Origin of the sequence: Flagellimonas pacifica, assembly GCF_900215465.1 — a bacterium.
GTDB lineage: Bacteria > Bacteroidota > Bacteroidia > Flavobacteriales > Flavobacteriaceae > Flagellimonas > Flagellimonas pacifica.
In genome coordinates, this window is the sequence record NZ_OBEH01000009.1 from 33,381 (window position 1) to 52,587 (window position 19,207).

Consider the following 19,207-nt stretch of genomic DNA (forward strand, 5'->3'; position numbering starts at 1 on the left):
TTATATTTTGCTGGAATAATTTTTCAATACAATGCAGATAATAGAATCTTCCCAGGTTTATGATGTAATTATTGTAGGCTCAGGTGCTGGTGGTGGAATGGCCACTAAAATTCTCTCCGAAGCTGGACTCAAGGTGGCTGTTGTTGAGGCAGGCCCGTTTTTTGACCCATCGGATCCCGAACAAATGACCCAATTAAAATGGCCTTACGAATCACCACGACGAGGTGCAAGCACAACTAGACCCTTTGGGGATTTTGACTCAGCCTATGGCGGATGGGATATTGAAGGAGAACCCTATACAAATACTGAAGATACTGACTTTAAGTGGTTTCGTTCCAGAATGCTAGGTGGGCGTACAAATCACTGGGGAAGAATTTCGCTTCGTTTTGGACCAAAAGATTTTAAAAGAAAAGATCAAGATGGCCTAGGTGACAATTGGCCCATTGGCTATGACGATGTTAAGCCTTATTACGATAAAGTGGATAAGTTAATAGGTGTTTTTGGAACCAATGAAGGACTTCCCAATGACCCGGATGGTTTCTTTCTACCACCCCCAAAACCAAGGTTGCATGAGCTATTTTATATAAAAGGTGCCAAAAAATCCAACATTCCCGTGTATCCATCAAGAATGTCCATGCTTACCAAAAAAATCAATAATGACAGAGGAGTATGTTTTTATTGTGGACAGTGCTCAAGGGCATGTCAAGTATCTGCGGATTTTTCGTCAGGTACCTGTCTTATTTTCCCAGCACAAAAGAATGGCGGGCAAATAGATTTATTTGTCAACTGTATGGTTCGGGAAGTGACTACTAATGACGAAGGAAAAGCAACTGGCGTTTCATACATTAACAAAGAGGATAGAAAAGAATATAAACTAAAAGGAAAAGTAGTGGTGATGGGTGCTTCTGCATGCAGTACTGCAAGAATTCTTTTAAATTCCAAAAGTTCACAACATCCCAATGGCTTGGGCAACAGCAGTAATATTGTTGGCAAATACCTTCATGATTCTACAGGGAGTAGCCGGGTAGCTTTTGTTCCCGATATGATGAACAGAAAAACCTATAATGAAGATGGGGTGGGTGGTATGCATGTATATACCCCATGGTGGTTGGATAACAAAAAACTGGATTTTGCCAGAGGATACCACACCGAAATGTGGGGCGGAATGGGAATGCCCAGCTATGGTTTTGGTTTCAACCCAAATGACTTCAATAAATTCTTTGGGCTTAAAGTGGGAGGTTATGGCAATGACCTAAGAAAAGATGTTAAAAAATACTACGGCTCTGTTCTTGGTATCGCTGGAAGAGGAGAATCCATTCCTCAAAAAACTAATTATTGTGAAATTGATAATACCAAAGTTGATGAATATGGTATCCCAATTTTGAAGTTCAATTACCAATGGACGGATCATGAAATAAAGCAGGTTAAACATATGCACGATACTTTTGAAGAAATCTTTCACAATATTGGCGCTGAGCCTCTTGGAAGCAAACCTGGTAAAGAACAGGATTATGGCATTTTAAAGCCTGGAGAAATCATTCATGAAGTAGGTACTACCAGAATGGGCGATAACGAAAAAACATCTGTGGTCAATAAATACCAACAGTTGCATGATGTTGATAATGTTTTTATAGTGGATGCAGGACCGTTTGTATCCCAAGCGGATAAGAATCCAACATGGACCATTTTAGCACTCTCATGGAGAACCTCAGATTATATAGTTGAACAACTTAAACAGCAAAACATCTAAGTAATGGATAGAAGAAAAAGTTTAAAATCGATTTTGCTTGGTGGTGTTGCCAGCGGATTGGCTGTTCATGGATGTAAACCCAACCCTAATGAAGCAGTTACCCAAGAAGTTGTTACCGCTAGCAACTATACTTATGGTAGAACCCCTAAGGAAAAAGAACTTGATGAAAAGTTGTTGAAAGAAGTCTTTTTCAATCAACATGAAATGGAGAGTATGTCTGTACTGTGTGATTTAATTTTGCCTGCCAATAACGATTCTGGTAGTGCCACCGACGCAGAGGTTCCCAATTTTATTGAATTTATGGCCAAGGACCTTCCTGAGTTGCAAACTCCTTTACGAGGTGGTTTTATGTGGTTGGACCATAAGAGCAACACAGATTACAATGTTATGTTTATGTCCGCTTCAGAAGAACAGCAAAAAACCATATTAGATACCATAGCTTATCCTGATCCAGCAGTTCCCGCTGAAGAACAACCCTTGGAAGTCCAATTTTTTACACTCATGCGAAATTTGACCCTTACAGGGTATTATACTACTAAAATGGGTATAAAAGATCTTGGCTATAAAGGAAATATGCCCAACGTTTGGGACGGAATTCCTGAAGATGTGCTGGCACAGCACAATGTAGCTTATGATGATGAATGGTTGGCCAAATGTGTAGATCAAAGTAAGCGGGGCATTATAGCTGAATGGGATGAGAATGGGAATCTGTTAACATAGGTTATTCAAACTTTCATTGAAACATTAGCTTTTTATTAGGGCCTATTAGCGCAAATACTTTGCGAAACATTATTGGTGCAATTTAAATTTTGACGATATTTGCCCGCAAATTCCAAAGAGGCCCACGTGGTGGAATTGGTAGACACGCTACCTTGAGGGGGTAGTGTTCGTAAGGACGTGCTGGTTCGACTCCAGTCGTGGGCACAAAAAACCGCATTTTATGCGGTTTTTTTTATGTCTACAGCTAAACACCAGCAGCGGTTAAAGACAATCATCATAAAAACTGTAGCTTAAAATAATTTAATAACATCAACAGGCAAGACATCCTAGTGAAAAATCCCTCTAATGCTTTGAGATTTCCTTAGATTGTTTTTCTCCTTTTAAATGGCTTGTTTCTTCTGACCTCTAACCTTCTAATATTTAAAGACATCCTTGAATTTATAAAAAATTCTTTCCGCAACACTAAGGTCTTCAGTGATGATTTCTGCATTACCAATAAGTTCCTGATCAAAAGGCAGCTTCCGGTTATAAGAAGTCATTGTTCCATTGGGAAGCGAAATGTAAACAAAATAGTTCCCTTCTTTATCTGGCGATATTGATATATTCTTGACCTTACCAGATAGCATACCATACTGTTGGTATGGGAAATTATCAAGTTTAACCAATGTCTTTTGACCCAAGGTTACCTTTCCAGCATTTTGGGAAGGGATGGTCAACTTACCTACCAAAACCGATTTATCCGTAGGCAATATGGAAAAAACAACCTCACCTGAATTTATAAATTGGTTAATTCCCCAAAACTCTTGAAAACTGACAATGCCTTCAATGGAAGAAGAGAGCACATAGGTGTGTTCCCAATCCCTAATTGCTTTTTTAAGTGCATTGTACGATTGTGAAAGATTGGTCAAAAACCGAGTATCATCTTCTTGTCTGTTTATTTGTGTTGTTTTAAGCGTCTGTCCTGCCGAGGATATGGCCTCTCGCATCTGGGAAACGGAAATGGCCATAGCACTAATATTCTTTTCCATCTGGAGAAACTCCAGTTTTTTGGATTCGAATTCTTGTTGGGATATTACCCCTTTTTTGAATAATTCTTCATGCCTTTCAAAATCCCTCTCTTCCAGTTTATATTCCTGTTCCAAGACCTTCTTTTGCCTTATCTGGTCTTTCAGCCGTAACTTAATTTCTACCAATGATCGCCTATTTCCAGACAATTGGTTGGTGTACGGATCTAATTCCTTGAGCAAGGAATAGTCCACATAGCTCTTTTCAAAATTTATATAAGCGGTTTCCACATCTCCCAATACTAGATCAGAGGTCAAATCCAAAGGAAACATCAAACCTTCCGAACTTAGAGGTAAAGTATCCAATATTGCCTTTAAAAAATAAACGTCATTGGTGTTTGCCGTATTCCTAATTACCGCCAAACGTTGTCCAACCCCTACCGTGTCTCCGTTCTGTATGTAAATATTAGCCAAAGCTCCAGAATACCTTGTTACAATTCTTTCGGTAGGTTTCTCGGTGGTTACAATAATTTTTGCAGTGACAAAATCTGGGTATTTTATGATAAAGGACAGAATGAGTATGATAATGGTGAACATAAAAACTAGGGTAATCCCCCACCTCACAATCCACGCGGGTGGATTGGACAGTATTTCCTGTACCTCTTCAGACCTCAGATTAAGTTCATCCGTGTTGTGATTTTCCGGCATATTCCTTTAAGTATTAAGTCTTTCAAGTTCCAACTGGTTTTTTACCAAATTATAGTAAGCACCTTTTTGATTCAATAGTTCCTGATGTGTTCCAGATTCCGTTATCCTACCTTCATCCATGACTACGATTTGATCTGCATTCTTTACCGTACTTAATCTATGTGCAATAATAATGACGGTTCTGTTCTTAAAGAACTTGTTTAAGTTCTCCATAATCACCCGTTCGTTTTTGGCATCGAGAGCAGAAGTGGCTTCATCAAAACAAAGTAGATGAGGGTTCTTGTAGACAGCCCTGGCAATAAACAACCGCTGTTTTTGACCAGTGCTTACCCCTATGCCCTCATTGCCAATCTTAGTATTGAACCCTAAAGGCAATGATTGTATAAAATCATAAATATTGGCAATCTTGGTAGCCGTAATAAGACGTTCTTGGTCAATTGTGTCTTCACCAACAGCAATGTTATATGCAATTGTGTCATTGAACACGTAACCTTCTTGCATAACCACACCACAATAATCTCGCCATGTCCTATGAGAAATACTGTTTAAATATTGGTCCCCATATAAAATATTTCCTTTATTGGAATCGTAAAACTTCAGCAATAGTTTCATCAATGTGGTTTTACCGCTACCACTTGCTCCCACAATAGCCGTAACCTTGTTGGCGGGAATTTCCATATCCAGCCCTTTTATGACATTCTCATCACTACCCAAGTATCTGAAATAAATATTTTTAAGAAAAAGACCTTGCTCGGGCTTTATCTTATTGACTAATTGCTTTTCCCTGTCCTCTTCTTCTTTTTTGTCATGGATCTCTGCCAAACGTTCCATACTGATTTTGGCATCCTGATAAGAACGGATAAAATCTACCATTTGACCAATTGGAGAATTTAGTTGCCCGATGATATATTGTATGGAGAGCATCATCCCCAAGGTAATATTGCCTTCTATTACCAAAACGGCAGAAGTAAAGGTGATAACAATGTTTTTGAGTTCGTTGATTACGGATGAGCCTACTCCTTGGGTCTGTTCCAGTGCCAAACTTTGTATGGATACCTTGAACAAACGTGCCTGCACAAATTCCCACTTCCATCGCTTCTGTTTCTCCGCATTGTGCATTTTAATCTCCTGCATCCCATTAATCATTTCAATAACAGTGCTTTGTTCCTGACTTAACTGGGAAAATCGCTTGTAGTCAAGTTCTTTTCTTCTTTTGAGGAAATACATAATCCATAGAACATAAATGATACTGCCAATAGCGAATATTGCAAAAATGGATGGACTATAATAAATGAGTACCGCCCCAAACACTACTAAATTGAACATGGAGAATAACGTGTTCAGAGTAGAACCGGTCAAAAGGTTCTCTATCCGGCTATGATCATTAATGCGCTGCATGATATCCCCTGTCATACGGGTATCAAAATAAGCAATGGGAAGTGCCATAAGTTTGATGAAAAAATCCGAGACAAGTGATATGTTGATACGGGTACTGAGATGCAATAATATCCAGCTTCTAAAAACCTCCACGCTGGTGCGGCCCAAAAACAACATCACCTGCGCGGCAAGTACAACGTAGATAAAATTAACATCCTGATTTTGGATACCCACATCCACAATGCTCTGAGTGAGAAATGGGAAAATGAGCTGTAACAAACTACCCACTAATAACCCAATACAGAGTTGAATCAACAACCCTTTGTATTTGAACAAGTATTGAAATAGAAAACGAAGCGATTTTTTATCAGTATCCTCCCAATGAAATTTTTTGAACTTTGGGGTAATTTCCAACAACAATGCAATACCTTCTTTGGTATTTTCGGTGGCATTGTTGCCAATCCATCTAGCCAAAAACTCTTCCTTAGAATATGTAATCAGTCCATAGGAGGGGTCAGAAACAGAAACAATGCCCTTTTTTATTTTATAGACAACCACAAAATGCTTTTTGTTCCAATGCACTATACATGGTAAAGGGGCATCCTCCAGTTGAGTAAAATCCAACTTTACCCCAATTGATTTAAAGCCAATAGCTTCAGCAGCATCACTCAACTTTAAAAGATTGCTACCCTCCCTTGTTGTTTCTGACAACTCCCTAATCTCCTGCAATGAAATCAGCTTACCATAATGCTTGGCAATAATCCGAAGACAAGTAGGACCGCAGTCCTTGGCATCGGGTTGTTTGTAGAAAGGGAAGCTATTGTTTTTTCTATTCATAAAACTTATAAACAAATCATCGGCCAATAATTTTTAGAATAATTAGCCGATGATGAAGCATTATACAATTATTAACAGGAGCAGCTTGCTATAACACTTCCTGGACCTCCAAAGTGATAGCAAATATGATTCCCAACACTTAAACAGTCTGATCCAACAGGATGCGGGAATGTTCCACCAATTGTACATGTAAGTGTACAATTACCACTTCCTCCCAGAATTGTCTTCAATGCATCTCTTTGAAGAAAATTAGAAGAATCTAATTTCAACGTTTTTAAACTCTTTTTTTTCATGACTAAACAAATAATAAAATTAATTTTGCCTGGACGGTTAGGGTCACCCAGGTTTGTGACCACATTTCGCGAAAATGTATCGTCTTGGCCTAGGTTCTCCTAGGCCATTTTTGTTTTTTACTCCAAAACGTCTTTTAAATCTTCCACATTATACTCCTTGGGTAGTTCATGTCCATTTACAAAAATGGTTGGAGTATGGGTTATTTTCTCCGCTTCGCACCAAGCACTCATTCTTTTTATTTTTTCTTCCTGTTTTTCCAATTCACCATTCATAGGGTACTTGTTTGAAAAAGCCTCGTAATCTTTATCATCAGCCAAGTACCAATCATCCAATGCCTGCTGTGTCCTTTGCCTGTCTCCCTGAGCTTCTATAGCTAAAAAATGAGCTACCGTCTTTGATCTAATATCATTTTTGTTTGCCCGAGCAGTAAATAATATCTGTAGATTGATTTTTCCTTTCTTGACCAATTCTTCCAGAACTGGGTGCGCATTGGCACAGGGGCCACAATATGGATTACATACTTTTACTATATTATATCTTGCCGTTTTGTTCTCAAAAGCAATTCCCAACCCTTCCGTACTCTTTTCAATTTTTCGGGTCTTGGCAAGGAGGCCAAGAAGTACATCGGGATTGTTCTTTATCTTTTTAAGCCCTCTTTTATATAGATTCTTCTCCTTTTTTCCTTCAAGCAAAGGTTTTAGCCATTTCCATATTGGAATCGGCAACATAATTAGAACCACCAACAAAGGAAGTGCGTTGTATGAAATTTGTCCATGATGAAAATTTCCAAAATAAGCTAATACGATCTCTATCAGAAGAACCGCTTGTACAATTATGCAAAACTTGCACCATTGTTTGAGAATCAGTCCTTGATAATACAAGGAAATAATTATTGCTGGAAGGGTTAAAAAGCTTAGATAAGCCATTGGAACCAATGATACATCAGAAAACCCCATAAAAAGCAGATAAAACAAAGTGCCGAAAAAGTAAGCAAATCCAATAAGGCCAAGACTTAACTGACCATTGAACAATTTGGCATACTTTGAATTTAAGACCGAATCGCAATTAATTTTTTTACCACCAGAACAAATACTTTGCAAAGTGGGGTTGTACTTGTCGACCTCGTACCATAAAAGCATGAATCCTGCAGATAATCCGATCAATTTTAGCAGAAGATAACCACCAAAAAAAATGGAGCCTGAATTATCAACCAATGAAAAACTAGAAATACTAAGACCAATCCATAGAAGCAGGAATATACCAATTGTCCACTTAAAGATATTTGATATCCTTTTTTGGTACAGTTTTTTTTCTATCCCAGGCTCCTTTGACTCTTCAGTAGTTTCTGCCAAAAGACAAATACCAGTCCATCTTTTTGAAAAATCCTGGGTAGACAGGGTGATAGATTTTCCCTTTTCATCCAAAAATACAGCCACACCGCTGGAAAAATGCTTCAGCACATGAAACATTCCGCCACTATCAGACAATTGAACAATACAAGGAAGAGGTGCTTCTTCTAATTTGTCCGAATCTATTTTAACGGCCAAGTTATTTATCTTGTATTCTTCCAAAGTATCTGAAATACACAACAAACTAGGGTGTTCAGGATGAGACAATATGCTATCTTCAAGAAACTGTCTCGTATACTCAATGTTTAGTTCGGGCAATAGATGTCTTGCCGCCGATATGCAGTTATCCATAGTGAGGTACATTTCAATTTGAGGGAATTACCAACTTAAAAGTAGGAATTAATATACAACAATATCCGTATTTTCTGTTAAATAATTATGCTCATAGTTTAAATCCGTTAATTCTCATAAGCAATAATTTAGGAAGACCTCATCGGCATAAAATCATCGGTGTTTTTAGAAAATCAATCGAATTGTCCTTTTTGACACTTTCAAAATTTTATTGCGATAAATTAGGTCAACTCCAATTTAATTGTAAATTTGTTTAACGTTTATATTGAAAAGATGAACAATGTAAAAAGCTCTTTCAGCATCCGGGATATGGAGAATCTCTCCGGAATTAAGGCCCATACCATAAGAATTTGGGAAAAAAGATACAATCTGTTCGCTCCAGAAAGAACTACTACAAACATTAGGACCTATAGTCTTAGTAGTCTGCAAAAGCTGCTCAATATTACCTTACTATACAATAACGGTTACAAAATTTCCAAAATCGCAAAACTGGAAGAAGCACAAATTCCGGTGGTTGTTCGGGAAATTGTTTCTAACAATAGTGAAAAAAGTCATGCAATCAATGCCTTTAAACTGGCCATGGTCAATTTTGACCAGACTTTATTTCTCAATACATATAACAGCTTACTTTCCGAAAGGTCATTCAGGGATATCTTCAATGAGGTTTTTATTCCTTTATTGAATGAGTTAGGGCTTTTATGGCAAACGGACACCATAAGTCCAGCTCATGAGCATTTTATTTCTCATCTCATCAAACAAAAAATATACATCAACACTGAAAAGTTACAACTGATAGAGCCTTCGAAAAAGGATAAGATCTTTGCACTTTTTCTACCAGAAAATGAAATTCATGAACTTGGGTTGTTGTATCTCAATTATGAAATAACCTTGAGAGGGTACAAATCTATTTACTTAGGGCAAACCATGCCTATGGATAGTTTGACCGACCTATTAAAGTATTATGACAATGTTCACTTTGTATCCTATTTTACTGTTGCGCCAACCAAGGAAAAACTAATTTCCTATCTAGATAAATTCTCTACAACCCTAAATGCCTCTAACAACTCAAAACTCTTTGTTTTAGGACATCAAATTCAATACGTTACGGAGGAAGAACTTCCAAATACCATTAAAATATTTCATTCCATTGAACAATTAATTGCTACCTTTTAAATTGTTTGACCCCCATGAAAAAAGTCATTATCATTGGTTCTGGGTTTTCGTCACTATCAGCTGCATGCTATTTGGCAAAAGCTGGATATCAAGTGGAGTTGTTTGAAAAGAATAATAGTGTTGGTGGAAGGGCTAGACAATTGACAAGGAATGGTTTTACTTTTGATATTGGTCCTAGCTGGTACTGGATGCCTGACATCTTTGATAAGTTCTTCGCCGATTTTGAAAAAAAAACCTCTGATTATTACCGGTTAGATAAGTTAGATCCTGCCTACAAGATTTTTTTTAAGGATGATATAATGACCATTGGCGATTGTATGGACAAGATAAGTGCAGAATTTGAACGCATAGAATCAGGAAGTGGGAAACATTTAAAAGCTTTTATTGACAAAGCTCAAGAGAACTATAACATTGCCATTAACAAGGTTGTTTTGAAGCCAGGCCTCTCCCCTCTAGAACTTGTTACCAAAGAGACTGTATTTAGGGTTGATCAATTCTTTAAAACCATAAGCCAAGAAGTGCGCAAAAGGTTCAAAAATCCAAAATTGATTTCCACTTTGGAGTTTCCTGTTCTTTTTTTGGGAGCCAAACCCAGTAAAACTCCTTCATTCTATAATTTCATGAATTTCGCAGATTTTGGATTGGGTACATGGCATCCAAAAGGAGGTATGTACGAAATCATTAAAGCCATGAAGAATCTTGCGGAAGAATTAGGAGTAAAAATCAATACCAATAGCGCAGTGGATAAAATTCTGGTTGCTAATGGAAAGGTATCCGGAATACAGAGTACTAACAAAAGTTATAATGCGGATATTGTGGTCAGTGGTGCAGATTATCATCATTCCGAAACCTTATTGGAGAAAAAGCATAGACAGTATTCTGAAGCTTATTGGGATAGGAAAACATACGCTCCATCCTCCCTGCTCTTCTATGTTGGTTTCAATAAAAAATTAAAAAACGTAGAGCACCACAACCTTTTCTTTGATACTGATTTTGAAAAACACGCCCAAGAAATTTATGATAGTCCCAAGTGGCCTAGCGAGCCATTGTTTTATGCAAATTTCCCTTCTAAAACAGATTTCTCGATGGCACCCAAAGATTGTGAGACTGGTTTTTTTCTAATTCCCATTGCTCCAGGGCTAAACGACACTCCAGAACTAAGAGCTCAATACTTTGATATTGTAATAGATAGATTCAATAAACGCACAAAACAAGATGTGAAAAATTCTATTATCTTTAAGGAGAGCTTTTGTGTTAACGATTTTATTGAACAATACAATTCATATAAAGGCAATGCTTATGGCATGGCAAATACACTTAAGCAAACCGCCTTTTTAAGACCCAACCTCAAAAGTAGCAAAGTAAAAAATTTGTTTTTTACAGGTCAACTCACTGTTCCGGGGCCAGGAGTTCCGCCATCCTTAATTTCCGGAAGGTTGGTTTCCGACCTTATAACCCAAAAAACGTAAGCCTATGAAAACTATTTTTGATCGCGTCTCTTACGATTGCAGTAAAATTGTAACAGAATCTTACAGTACATCATTTGCTCTAGCCACCAAAATGTTGGCAACTTCCATAAGAAAGGACATTTACAATATTTATGGTTTTGTCCGCTTTGCAGATGAAATTGTGGACACTTTTCACGATTATGACAAAGAAAAGTTGTTTGCAAATTTTGAACAATCTTTGGAGAATGCCCTGACCAGTAAAATTAGCTTGAACCCAATACTTAACTCTTTTCAATATACCTATCACAAATACGATATTCCCCATCATCTGGTTGAGGCTTTTATGAAAAGTATGCGCATGGACCTCTCCAAAAAAGAATATAACACCATTGATGAATACAAAGAATACATCTATGGATCAGCAGATGTGGTTGGGTTAATGTGCCTCTATGTCTTTGTAAATGGCGACAAAAAAAAGTATGAAGAGTTAAAAGAATCAGCAATGGCATTGGGGTCTGCCTTTCAAAAAGTAAATTTTCTTCGTGACCTGAAAGCTGATTATGAAGATTTAAACCGTTCTTATTTCCCTAATACCAATTTGATGGAGTTGGACGAGGTTTCCAAAAAACGGATTGTAGACGAGATTAAATCGGACTTTGCACTGGGTTACTCAGGAATTGTGAAACTACCGGAAGCAGCCAAGTTCGGAGTGTATACCGCATATAAATACTATAAAAAATTGCTTCAAAAACTGCAAAGCACACCACCTGTGGAAATAAAAAATACCCGTATTCGTGTTCCCAATTATCAAAAATTCGGACTTTTGGCTGAATCGTACGTGAATTATAAACTACAATTGCTCTAGATGAAGGTTTTTGTTTGGATTCTCATATTTCTTGCCACCTTTTCGGTTATGGAATTTATGGCATGGTTTACCCACAAATATGTTATGCATGGTTTTCTGTGGAGCCTACATAGAGACCACCATAAAAAAGACCATGACTCATGGTTTGAACGAAACGATGCCTTCTTTATTTTTTATGCCATAGTAAGCATGATTTGCTTCTATTCAGGTGCGGAAACTGCATTCTGGTATGGGTGGCCCTTGGGTTTTGGTATTTTGGCCTATGGTATCGCCTATTTTTTAGTACACGATATTTTCATTCACCAACGGTTTAAGCTTTTTCGTAATGCAAATAATTGGTATGCCCGAGGCGTAAGGAGAGCGCATAAAATGCATCATAAACACTTGGAAAAAAAAGAAGGTGAGTGTTTTGGGATGTTAGTAGTACCCTTCAAATACTTCAAGAAATAAGGCTATTCCTGTAAGAGTTTATCTAAAAGGTTTCTAGTACTTTTTGAATTCCAATTTGCTGCACCCTTTTCATCCACTACTATCTTTCCCGATTTACTTATGATATACGTAGCTGGTATGCTTTTGGAAAAAAACATATCGGGGGTTGAAGATCTTTCAAAATATATGGGAACCGTATAACTTTTTTTCTGAACGAAATGAGAAACTTTTTCAGGTTGTTCATTAGTCACCAATACAAATTTCACCTTGTCCCCATAATCAGCATACAATTTTTCTAAGCTTGGAAGTTCAGCTACACAAGGTGGGCACCATGTAGCCCAAAAATTGACCAGAAGCACTTCTCCCTTACTTGATTGAAAGTCCATTTGGTTGCCATTCAAACTTACCAACTTCCAATCATAATCTTCAAGAATTTTCTGCTCATCAGCTTCAACAATTACAGCGCTTGCAGCAAAAAACTTTCCAATAAAAACCTTTAAATGAAATCCAACTGGGGTGAATACGATTAAAACAATGGCCAATATCCAAAGGACATTGCTAATTTGATTTTTAGAAAGTCTCATTTAATTATTCAGCAATCAGTTTATCCAACAAGTTGTAAACCTTGGTCGTACTCCAATCAGCAATCTTTCTTTTATAGATAGCAATATTGCCTTTTTTGTCAATAAGGTATGAAGAAGGCACTTCATCAGGATTAATCGGTGTTTTTTCACCAATGATCAAATAAGTAACCGGAAACGTGAAACCATGTTTTGCCATGAATTCCTCAACCGGTGGCCTGTTCTCATTAGTGATGATATAAAAGTCCATTTTGCCATTATATCTATTGTACATTTCCTGGATACTCACAAGTTCTGCCTCACTGGGCAACTTCCATGAAGCCCAGAGATTAATGAAAACTACATTGCCTTTAGATTTTTCAAAATTAAAAAACTTCCAATCGGCATCCTTTAACTTCCAATCGTAATCTGTAATCCTTTCTCGTTGAGCTTCTTCAATAATTGGTGGAGAAAAGGAGAATAACCGGTTCAATATAACCTTACCATAATGTCCCATTGGGGTTAAAAAAAATGATAGCACAAAAAGAATCAGTGCAATGTTTACTATGGTCTTTTTACCGATTTTCATTTTTTGAATTTGGTCAAAACTAAAAAACTCCTGAAACAATATCAGGAGTTTTCTTAATTATCTAAAAATAGATTTATTTAGGCATTCTCTTTTTTAATCACATTCAATGCTGATCCTTCTTTAAACCACTCAATCTGGGATGCATTGTAGGTATGATTGACCATAATGGTATCCGTACTTCCATCCGAGTGAACAACTTCCAAGGTCAATGGTTTTCCAGGTGCAAAATCCGTGATATCCACAAAGTTAAATGTGTCGTCTTCTTGAATTAGATCATAATCATTCTCATTGGCAAAGGTCAATGCCAACATTCCCTGCTTTTTCAGGTTGGTTTCATGGATTCTTGCAAAAGATTTCACCAATACTGCTGCTACACCCAAATGCCTTGGCTGCATTGCCGCATGCTCTCTTGAAGAACCTTCGCCATAGTTATGATCTCCTACCACAATGGTTTTGATTCCTTCCTTTTTGTAGGCACGTTGCGCATCCGGTACTGCTCCATATTCACCTGTCAACTGGTTTTTAACAAAATTGGTTTGATTGTTAAAAGCATTGACCGCACCGATTAGGGTGTTATTTGCAATATTGTCCAAGTGTCCACGATATCTTAACCAAGGACCAGCCATGGAAATATGATCCGTAGTACATTTTCCAAGTGGCTTAATCAACAATTTAACGCCTTGAAGGCTCTCTGCAGCAATAGGAACAAATGGCTCTAGAAGCTGTAATCTTTCAGAAGTTGGGGAAACAACAACCTGAACGCCGCTTCCATCTTCCATAGGAGCTATAAATCCAGCATCTTCCACAGCAAAACCTTCTGGTGGCAATTCATATCCTCTTGGTTCATCCAACATTACTTCCTCGCCATCTTCATTGATTAATTTATCGGTGACAGGATTAAAATCCAAACGCCCGGCAATGGCTATGGCAGTTACTAACTCCGGTGATCCCACAAAAGCAAGAGTATTGGGGTTTCCATCGGCTCGTTTAGCAAAGTTTCTGTTGAAGGAGTGAACAATAGTGTTTCGTGGTCCATCAGCCGCCTTATCGCCATAACGGTCCCACATTCCTATACAAGGTCCACAAGCATTGGCAAAAACCGTTGCTCCAATGGAGTTAAACGTATCTATAAATCCATCTCTGTCAATAGTATACCTCACTTGCTCGGATCCCGGTGTTATGGTAAACTTAGATTTTGTTTTTAAGTTTTTATCTGAAACTTGCTTGGCCAAAGATGCCGCTCTTGAAATATCTTCATAAGAAGAGTTGGTGCATGAACCAATCAATCCTACCTCTACATTGATAGGCCAATCGTTTGCCTTGGCAGCTTCACTCATTTTAGAGATTGGAGTTGCCAGGTCTGGTGTAAAAGGACCATTTAAATGAGGCTCCAAGGTGTCCAAATTGATTTCAATTACTTGATCAAAGTATTGTTCTGGATTGGCATAGACTTCTCCGTCTCCCGTTAAATGTTCTTTAACTTCCAGGGCCGCATCAGCAACATCTGCTCTGTCAGTAGCTCTTAAGTAACGATCCATGGATTCGTCATATCCGAAAGTAGATGTAGTTGCACCCACTTCAGCACCCATATTACAAATAGTACCTTTCCCTGTGCAGGACATTGAAGTTGCGCCTTCTCCAAAATATTCAATGATAGCTCCGGTTCCTCCTTTGGCAGTAAGGATGTCGGCCACTTTTAAAATAACATCTTTTGGTGCTGTCCAGCCAGAAAGTTTTCCAGTTAATTTAACCCCTATTAACTTAGGGAATTTCAATTCCCAAGCCATTCCAGCCATTACATCAACAGCATCCGCACCACCAACTCCAATGGCAACCATTCCTAATCCGCCAGCATTTACCGTATGGGAATCCGTACCAATCATCATTCCTCCCGGAAATGCATAATTTTCAAGTACCACCTGATGAATAATTCCTGCTCCCGGCTTCCAAAAACCAATACCATATTTGTTAGAAACCGATTCCAAGAAGTTAAAAACTTCATTACTGGTTTCGTTAGCTCTTTTTAAATCGGTCTTTGCATCTATTTTAGCCTGAATTAAATGATCGCAATGTACCGTTGTAGGCACAGCTACTTTTGGTTTTCCGGCATGCATAAATTGCAATAATGCCATCTGCGCAGTGGCATCTTGACAAGCTACTCTGTCTGGGGCAAAGTCCACATAGTCCTTACCTCTTGAAAATTGTGTGGAAGGTGTACCTTCCCAAAGGTGTGAATACAATATTTTTTCAGCGAGTGTCAAAGGTTTTCCCACAAGCTCACGGGCTTTTTCTATGCGCTCACCCATAGAGGCATAAACCCCTTTTATCATGTCAATGTCAAATGCCATTCTAGATTGGATTTAAGATTTTTGTAATTTGGCTAATTTACTAAAATACCTTCGATTTAGTAATTAGAATTTGGCAAATAAGTCGGGGAGATTTTGTATTTATAACAATTCTGAAATGATTTTTTCTTCAGAAACGCCTTCTGCCTCGGCTTTATAGTTTTTTAGAATTCTATGTCGAAGAATTCCCATGGAAACAGCTTTTACATCTTCAATATCTGGTGAAAACTTACCATGCACAGCTGCATGGGCCTTTGCCCCCAATACCAAATTCTGTGAAGCTCTTGGTCCTGCTCCCCAATCTACATAATTGTTTACAAATTCTGACGAGTTCTCAGTGCCAGGTCGAGTTTTATTGACCAATTTGACCGCATAGTCAATTACATTGTCCGGTACTGGTATTCTACGAACCAAATGTTGCACTGCTATAATTTCTTCTGCATTGAACAATGTTCCTACCTCTGCTTCCTCATCAGTTGTGGTAGACTTCACAACTTGAATCTCTTCAGCTATAGATGGATATTTTAGTTCAATTGCGAACATAAAACGATCTAACTGAGCCTCAGGTAACGGATAGGTTCCTTCTTGTTCTATTGGATTTTGTGTAGCTAACACAAAATAGGGCATATCCAATTTATGTTGTTCACCGGCAATTGTTACAGCTCTCTCTTGCATGGCTTCCAAAAGTGCTGCCTGCGTTTTGGGAGGAGTCCTGTTGATCTCATCCGCCAAAATAATATTGGCAAAAACGGGACCCTTGATGAATTTAAAGTTTCTGTTTTGGTCCAACACTTCGCTTCCCAAAATATCACTGGGCATTAAATCTGGTGTAAACTGAATCCTTTTGAAATTGAGCCCCAAAGTTTGCGCAATGGTATTGACCATCAACGTTTTTGCAAGGCCGGGAACACCAATCAGCAAAGAATGTCCTCCTGTATATATGGAAAGTAGGATTTGCTCAATTACTTGCTCTTGACCAATTATGATCTTGGCAATTTCATTTTTTAATGCTTGATGTTTTTTAACAAGATTTTCAATGGCAACAACGTCCGACATGCATTTATTCCTTTACCCAGTTGTTAGCAAAATCGCAACCTCTATTTCCGGCATTGACGTGTATATAGGTGTCTTCGATATGCTCTTCCATCCAATCTTTAATGGCCTTGAACTGCTTTTCCCGAAGTGCCAATTCTTGAATTTTCATATAATCTTTGGCAAAATCTGCTTTGTGCTCATCATATCTGTTGGAGATTTTCATAATCTTGAACTTAGGAGCTCCACCTCTTGGGTTGTCTTCCCTAAGTGGTTTGGTTATTTCACCATCCTTTATATTTCTTACCTGATTGTATAATGTTGGGTCCATATTAGTCAGTTCAAAACGGGAACCAAAGTTAATAGGGTTACGCAGAATACCACCATCAAATTTTGTCTCTTTCTCATCTGAAAAATTTAATGCGGCATCCCCAAATGTATATTTCCCATCCAAGATATGTTGACGGATAGAGTCCAACTCTTTTACTGCTACATCCATTGCTTCTTGCGGAATTTCTGGAATTAATAGAATATGGCGTAAATCCAACTCTTGCCCTCTAATTTTTTCGATATAAATAATATGGTACCCAAAATCTGTTTCAAAGGGCTCTGAAATCTCACCCTCTTGTAAACTGAATGCCACATCTTTAAACTCTTTCACAAACTGTGTCTCCCTGGTCATACTGTAAAACCCGCCTTTGGATTTTGACCCTGGATCCTGTGAATATAGTATTGCCTTTACATTAAAGCTTGCATCGTTATCCTCAACATCCTCTTTTATTTGCTTTAATCTGTCTATTACCTTTTGCTTTTCCTCTTCTGGAGCGGTAGGTTGTTTTACAATTTGTGCAATCTCTAGTTCAGCACCAAAAACAGGTCGCTGGTCTTCTGGTATCTTATTAAAGAACTGACGAACTTCTTCCGGTGTAACCTCAATTTCCTCTACAATTTTTGATTGCATTTTTTCAGAAAGCATACGAAGTTTGTTGATTTCAAAAAGCTCGGTTCTGAAACTTTCAACATCTTTCTTTTTGTAAAACTTCAGCACTTTTTCCATAGAGCCAACTTGTGCCACCAGTTGTTGGATTTGCCGATCGCTCTGGGCATTTACCTCGTCATCAGAAACCAATAAACTATCTTGTACCGCCTGGTGGGCATATAAACGATCCTCCATCAGTTTGCCCAAAAGACCACATTTTGTTATATCTTGAGTAGATGCTCCCTGGCTTTTTAAATCGATCAATGTCTTGTCCACATCAGAATCCAAGATTACATAATCCCCAATTACCGCCGCAATGCCATCTAGTTTTATCTTCGTGGTTGAGCTTGTGGTATCCCTCTTTGTAATTAGACTTTCATCGGCATCTTGCGCGCTCACATAGCCAAGTGCCAAAATAAAAGTTATTGCAAATACTATTTTATTCTTTTTCATAAACCTCAAATTCATTCTTCTTAATTGCTTCATCAATGATTTCCGTTTCCAACTTTCTTATGTAATCCAGTCTTCTCCTGTTCAATATCAGTTGTCTTATGTCTGGTGAAATATATTCAAATGGTGCGGTATCATTAACTTCTAGAACATCGGTCACCTTTCCCAAATATACCCCTAAGGAATCTTCCAATTCAAAAAATTGTGATTTTTTTAAGTACTTCTCCTCATTGAGTGATGTAAGCAGTGGTATTTCTTGTTTAACCCTTGATGCACTTACCCAAATGGAATCGTTAAAGTGAATTTTTTTAAACTGTACGGCAATGGAATCTAAATAATTCTTGTCCTCTACCTCCCAATTCTTCATTTTGGTTATCACTCCTCCCTTATCCAAAAACTGGGCAGGTAATCCAACAAACCGTAATTGCACCAGCTTTTCATTAAGTTTAAAGTTCTCTTTTTCTTTTTCGTAGTATTGCCTAAGCTGTGAGGTGGTCACCGCTGTGTCTTGAGCCTTGAGCACCAATGCTTCTACATAGGCTCTTGTATAGAGGTCTGCCCTGTAATCAGAAACCAAGCGATCAAACTCTGCGAGTTTTTCTTCAGGAAGGTTAATCTTTGACTTGGACAACAACAACTGTTTTGATGCCCAATTGTTTATATAATCTGTAACAAAGAGTGTGCTATCCTCTGCAGACATATCTTCCCTAATTAGAGAAGATATATCTTCTTTATACAAAAAAGTGTCTCCCACCCTTGCCAAAGGTTCTTTTTCCTCTTTTTCCTTAAATAGAGAACTACATGAGGAAAGAGTAAAAACCACGATTGCACAAAAGATAGAGGCAATATTTATTTTAGGGAAAAACATTCCGCAAAAATAACAATTACATAATGGCACGCAAGCAGGTTGCTTTCTCATTAACAGATTTTTATCATGTTCCTTAAAC

General features: G+C 38.0%; 15 protein-coding genes and 1 tRNA gene. 7 read left to right on the top strand and 9 right to left on the bottom strand.

From position 1 onward, the window contains the following. Positions 1 to 31: 31 nt before the first annotated feature. The 3 genes from CRO15_RS19220 to CRO15_RS19230 all read left to right on the top strand — a co-directional run bounded on the left by CRO15_RS19220 (position 32) and on the right by CRO15_RS19230 (position 2,674). Positions 32 to 1,750 carry a GMC family oxidoreductase gene (locus CRO15_RS19220; RefSeq protein ID WP_097047478.1) on the top strand — a complete coding sequence of 573 codons (1,719 nt, stop codon included), beginning with the start codon at positions 32 to 34 and terminating at the stop codon, positions 1,748 to 1,750. Positions 1,751 to 1,753: 3 nt separating this feature from the next. Next, positions 1,754 to 2,470, top strand: coding sequence for a gluconate 2-dehydrogenase subunit 3 family protein (locus tag CRO15_RS19225; protein ID WP_097047479.1), 717 nt, complete (start codon positions 1,754 to 1,756; stop codon positions 2,468 to 2,470). A 120-nt stretch (positions 2,471 to 2,590) separates the two neighbouring features. Next, positions 2,591 to 2,674: transfer RNA gene (locus CRO15_RS19230), tRNA-Leu, on the top strand. A gap of 209 nt (positions 2,675 to 2,883) precedes the next feature. Here the strand turns inward: CRO15_RS19230 and CRO15_RS19235 are convergent. The 3 genes from CRO15_RS19235 to CRO15_RS19245 all read right to left on the bottom strand — a co-directional run bounded on the left by CRO15_RS19235 (position 2,884) and on the right by CRO15_RS19245 (position 8,390). Beyond that, entirely contained in the window at positions 2,884 to 4,182 is a 1,299-nt protein-coding gene (locus tag CRO15_RS19235) for an HlyD family secretion protein (protein ID WP_097047480.1), read from the bottom strand. 6 nt (positions 4,183 to 4,188) lie between these two features. After that, positions 4,189 to 6,396 (bottom strand): peptidase domain-containing ABC transporter, encoded by a 2,208-nt coding sequence (locus CRO15_RS19240; RefSeq protein ID WP_097047481.1) that lies wholly within the window; start codon positions 6,394 to 6,396, stop codon positions 4,189 to 4,191. Between the two features lie 410 nt (positions 6,397 to 6,806). Beyond that, entirely contained in the window at positions 6,807 to 8,390 is a 1,584-nt protein-coding gene (locus tag CRO15_RS19245) for a vitamin K epoxide reductase family protein (protein ID WP_165770008.1), read from the bottom strand. Between the two features lie 273 nt (positions 8,391 to 8,663). Between CRO15_RS19245 and CRO15_RS19250 the strand changes: the two genes are divergently transcribed. Genes CRO15_RS19250 through CRO15_RS19265 form a run of 4 tightly spaced genes read left to right on the top strand, consistent with a single transcriptional unit; the run spans position 8,664 to position 12,326 of the window. Then, positions 8,664 to 9,563 (top strand): MerR family transcriptional regulator, encoded by a 900-nt coding sequence (locus CRO15_RS19250; protein ID WP_097047483.1) that lies wholly within the window; start codon positions 8,664 to 8,666, stop codon positions 9,561 to 9,563. Between the two features lie 14 nt (positions 9,564 to 9,577). After that, complete coding sequence (locus CRO15_RS19255) at positions 9,578 to 11,032, top strand: phytoene desaturase family protein (protein ID WP_097047484.1); 1,455 nt, start codon at positions 9,578 to 9,580, stop codon at positions 11,030 to 11,032. A 4-nt stretch (positions 11,033 to 11,036) separates the two neighbouring features. Beyond that, positions 11,037 to 11,876 carry a phytoene/squalene synthase family protein gene (locus tag CRO15_RS19260; RefSeq protein WP_097047485.1) on the top strand — a complete coding sequence of 280 codons (840 nt, stop codon included), beginning with the start codon at positions 11,037 to 11,039 and terminating at the stop codon, positions 11,874 to 11,876. Then, positions 11,877 to 12,326 carry a sterol desaturase family protein gene (locus CRO15_RS19265; RefSeq protein ID WP_097047486.1) on the top strand — a complete coding sequence of 150 codons (450 nt, stop codon included), beginning with the start codon at positions 11,877 to 11,879 and terminating at the stop codon, positions 12,324 to 12,326. It begins immediately after the preceding gene. 2 nt (positions 12,327 to 12,328) lie between these two features. Here CRO15_RS19265 and CRO15_RS19270 read toward each other — a convergent pair whose 3' ends face one another. The 6 genes from CRO15_RS19270 to CRO15_RS19295 form a co-directional block, all read right to left on the bottom strand. After that, positions 12,329 to 12,889: a TlpA family protein disulfide reductase gene (locus CRO15_RS19270; protein ID WP_097047487.1), complete on the bottom strand. Its 561-nt coding sequence runs from the start codon at positions 12,887 to 12,889 to the stop codon at positions 12,329 to 12,331. A 4-nt stretch (positions 12,890 to 12,893) separates the two neighbouring features. Further along, positions 12,894 to 13,454, bottom strand: a complete 561-nt coding sequence (locus CRO15_RS19275) for a TlpA family protein disulfide reductase (RefSeq protein ID WP_097047540.1) — start codon at positions 13,452 to 13,454, stop codon at positions 12,894 to 12,896. Between the two features lie 77 nt (positions 13,455 to 13,531). Beyond that, complete coding sequence (locus tag CRO15_RS19280; RefSeq protein WP_097047488.1) at positions 13,532 to 15,802, bottom strand: aconitate hydratase; 2,271 nt, start codon at positions 15,800 to 15,802, stop codon at positions 13,532 to 13,534. A 99-nt stretch (positions 15,803 to 15,901) separates the two neighbouring features. Continuing rightward, positions 15,902 to 16,855, bottom strand: coding sequence for an AAA family ATPase (locus CRO15_RS19285; RefSeq protein WP_097047489.1), 954 nt, complete (start codon positions 16,853 to 16,855; stop codon positions 15,902 to 15,904). A 4-nt stretch (positions 16,856 to 16,859) separates the two neighbouring features. Next, entirely contained in the window at positions 16,860 to 18,263 is a 1,404-nt protein-coding gene (locus tag CRO15_RS19290; protein ID WP_243397028.1) for a peptidylprolyl isomerase, read from the bottom strand. Beyond that, entirely contained in the window at positions 18,250 to 19,179 is a 930-nt protein-coding gene (locus tag CRO15_RS19295) for a peptidylprolyl isomerase (RefSeq protein WP_097047491.1), read from the bottom strand. Before CRO15_RS19295 ends, CRO15_RS19290 begins: the two co-directional genes overlap by 14 nt. Between the last annotated feature and the right edge of the window lie 28 nt (positions 19,180 to 19,207).

Excerpts from the sequence above, each read along its gene's own strand:
- CRO15_RS19220 (WP_097047478.1), top strand. The coding sequence starts at position 32 with ATGCAGATAATAGAATCTTCCCAGGTTTATGATGTAATTATTGTAGGC.
- CRO15_RS19250 (WP_097047483.1), top strand. The coding sequence starts at position 8,664 with ATGAACAATGTAAAAAGCTCTTTCAGCATCCGGGATATGGAGAATCTC.
- CRO15_RS19235 (WP_097047480.1), bottom strand. The coding sequence starts at position 4,182 with ATGCCGGAAAATCACAACACGGATGAACTTAATCTGAGGTCTGAAGAG.
- CRO15_RS19260 (WP_097047485.1), top strand. The coding sequence starts at position 11,037 with ATGAAAACTATTTTTGATCGCGTCTCTTACGATTGCAGTAAAATTGTA.
- CRO15_RS19255 (WP_097047484.1), top strand. The coding sequence starts at position 9,578 with ATGAAAAAAGTCATTATCATTGGTTCTGGGTTTTCGTCACTATCAGCT.
- CRO15_RS19295 (WP_097047491.1), bottom strand. The coding sequence starts at position 19,179 with ATGAGAAAGCAACCTGCTTGCGTGCCATTATGTAATTGTTATTTTTGC.
- CRO15_RS19290 (WP_243397028.1), bottom strand. The coding sequence starts at position 18,263 with ATGAAAAAGAATAAAATAGTATTTGCAATAACTTTTATTTTGGCACTT.
- CRO15_RS19285 (WP_097047489.1), bottom strand. The coding sequence starts at position 16,855 with ATGTCGGACGTTGTTGCCATTGAAAATCTTGTTAAAAAACATCAAGCA.
- CRO15_RS19270 (WP_097047487.1), bottom strand. The coding sequence starts at position 12,889 with ATGAGACTTTCTAAAAATCAAATTAGCAATGTCCTTTGGATATTGGCC.
- CRO15_RS19225 (WP_097047479.1), top strand. The coding sequence starts at position 1,754 with ATGGATAGAAGAAAAAGTTTAAAATCGATTTTGCTTGGTGGTGTTGCC.
- CRO15_RS19265 (WP_097047486.1), top strand. The coding sequence starts at position 11,877 with ATGAAGGTTTTTGTTTGGATTCTCATATTTCTTGCCACCTTTTCGGTT.
- CRO15_RS19240 (WP_097047481.1), bottom strand. The coding sequence starts at position 6,396 with ATGAATAGAAAAAACAATAGCTTCCCTTTCTACAAACAACCCGATGCC.
- CRO15_RS19245 (WP_165770008.1), bottom strand. The coding sequence starts at position 8,390 with ATGGATAACTGCATATCGGCGGCAAGACATCTATTGCCCGAACTAAAC.
- CRO15_RS19280 (WP_097047488.1), bottom strand. The coding sequence starts at position 15,802 with ATGGCATTTGACATTGACATGATAAAAGGGGTTTATGCCTCTATGGGT.
- CRO15_RS19275 (WP_097047540.1), bottom strand. The coding sequence starts at position 13,454 with ATGAAAATCGGTAAAAAGACCATAGTAAACATTGCACTGATTCTTTTT.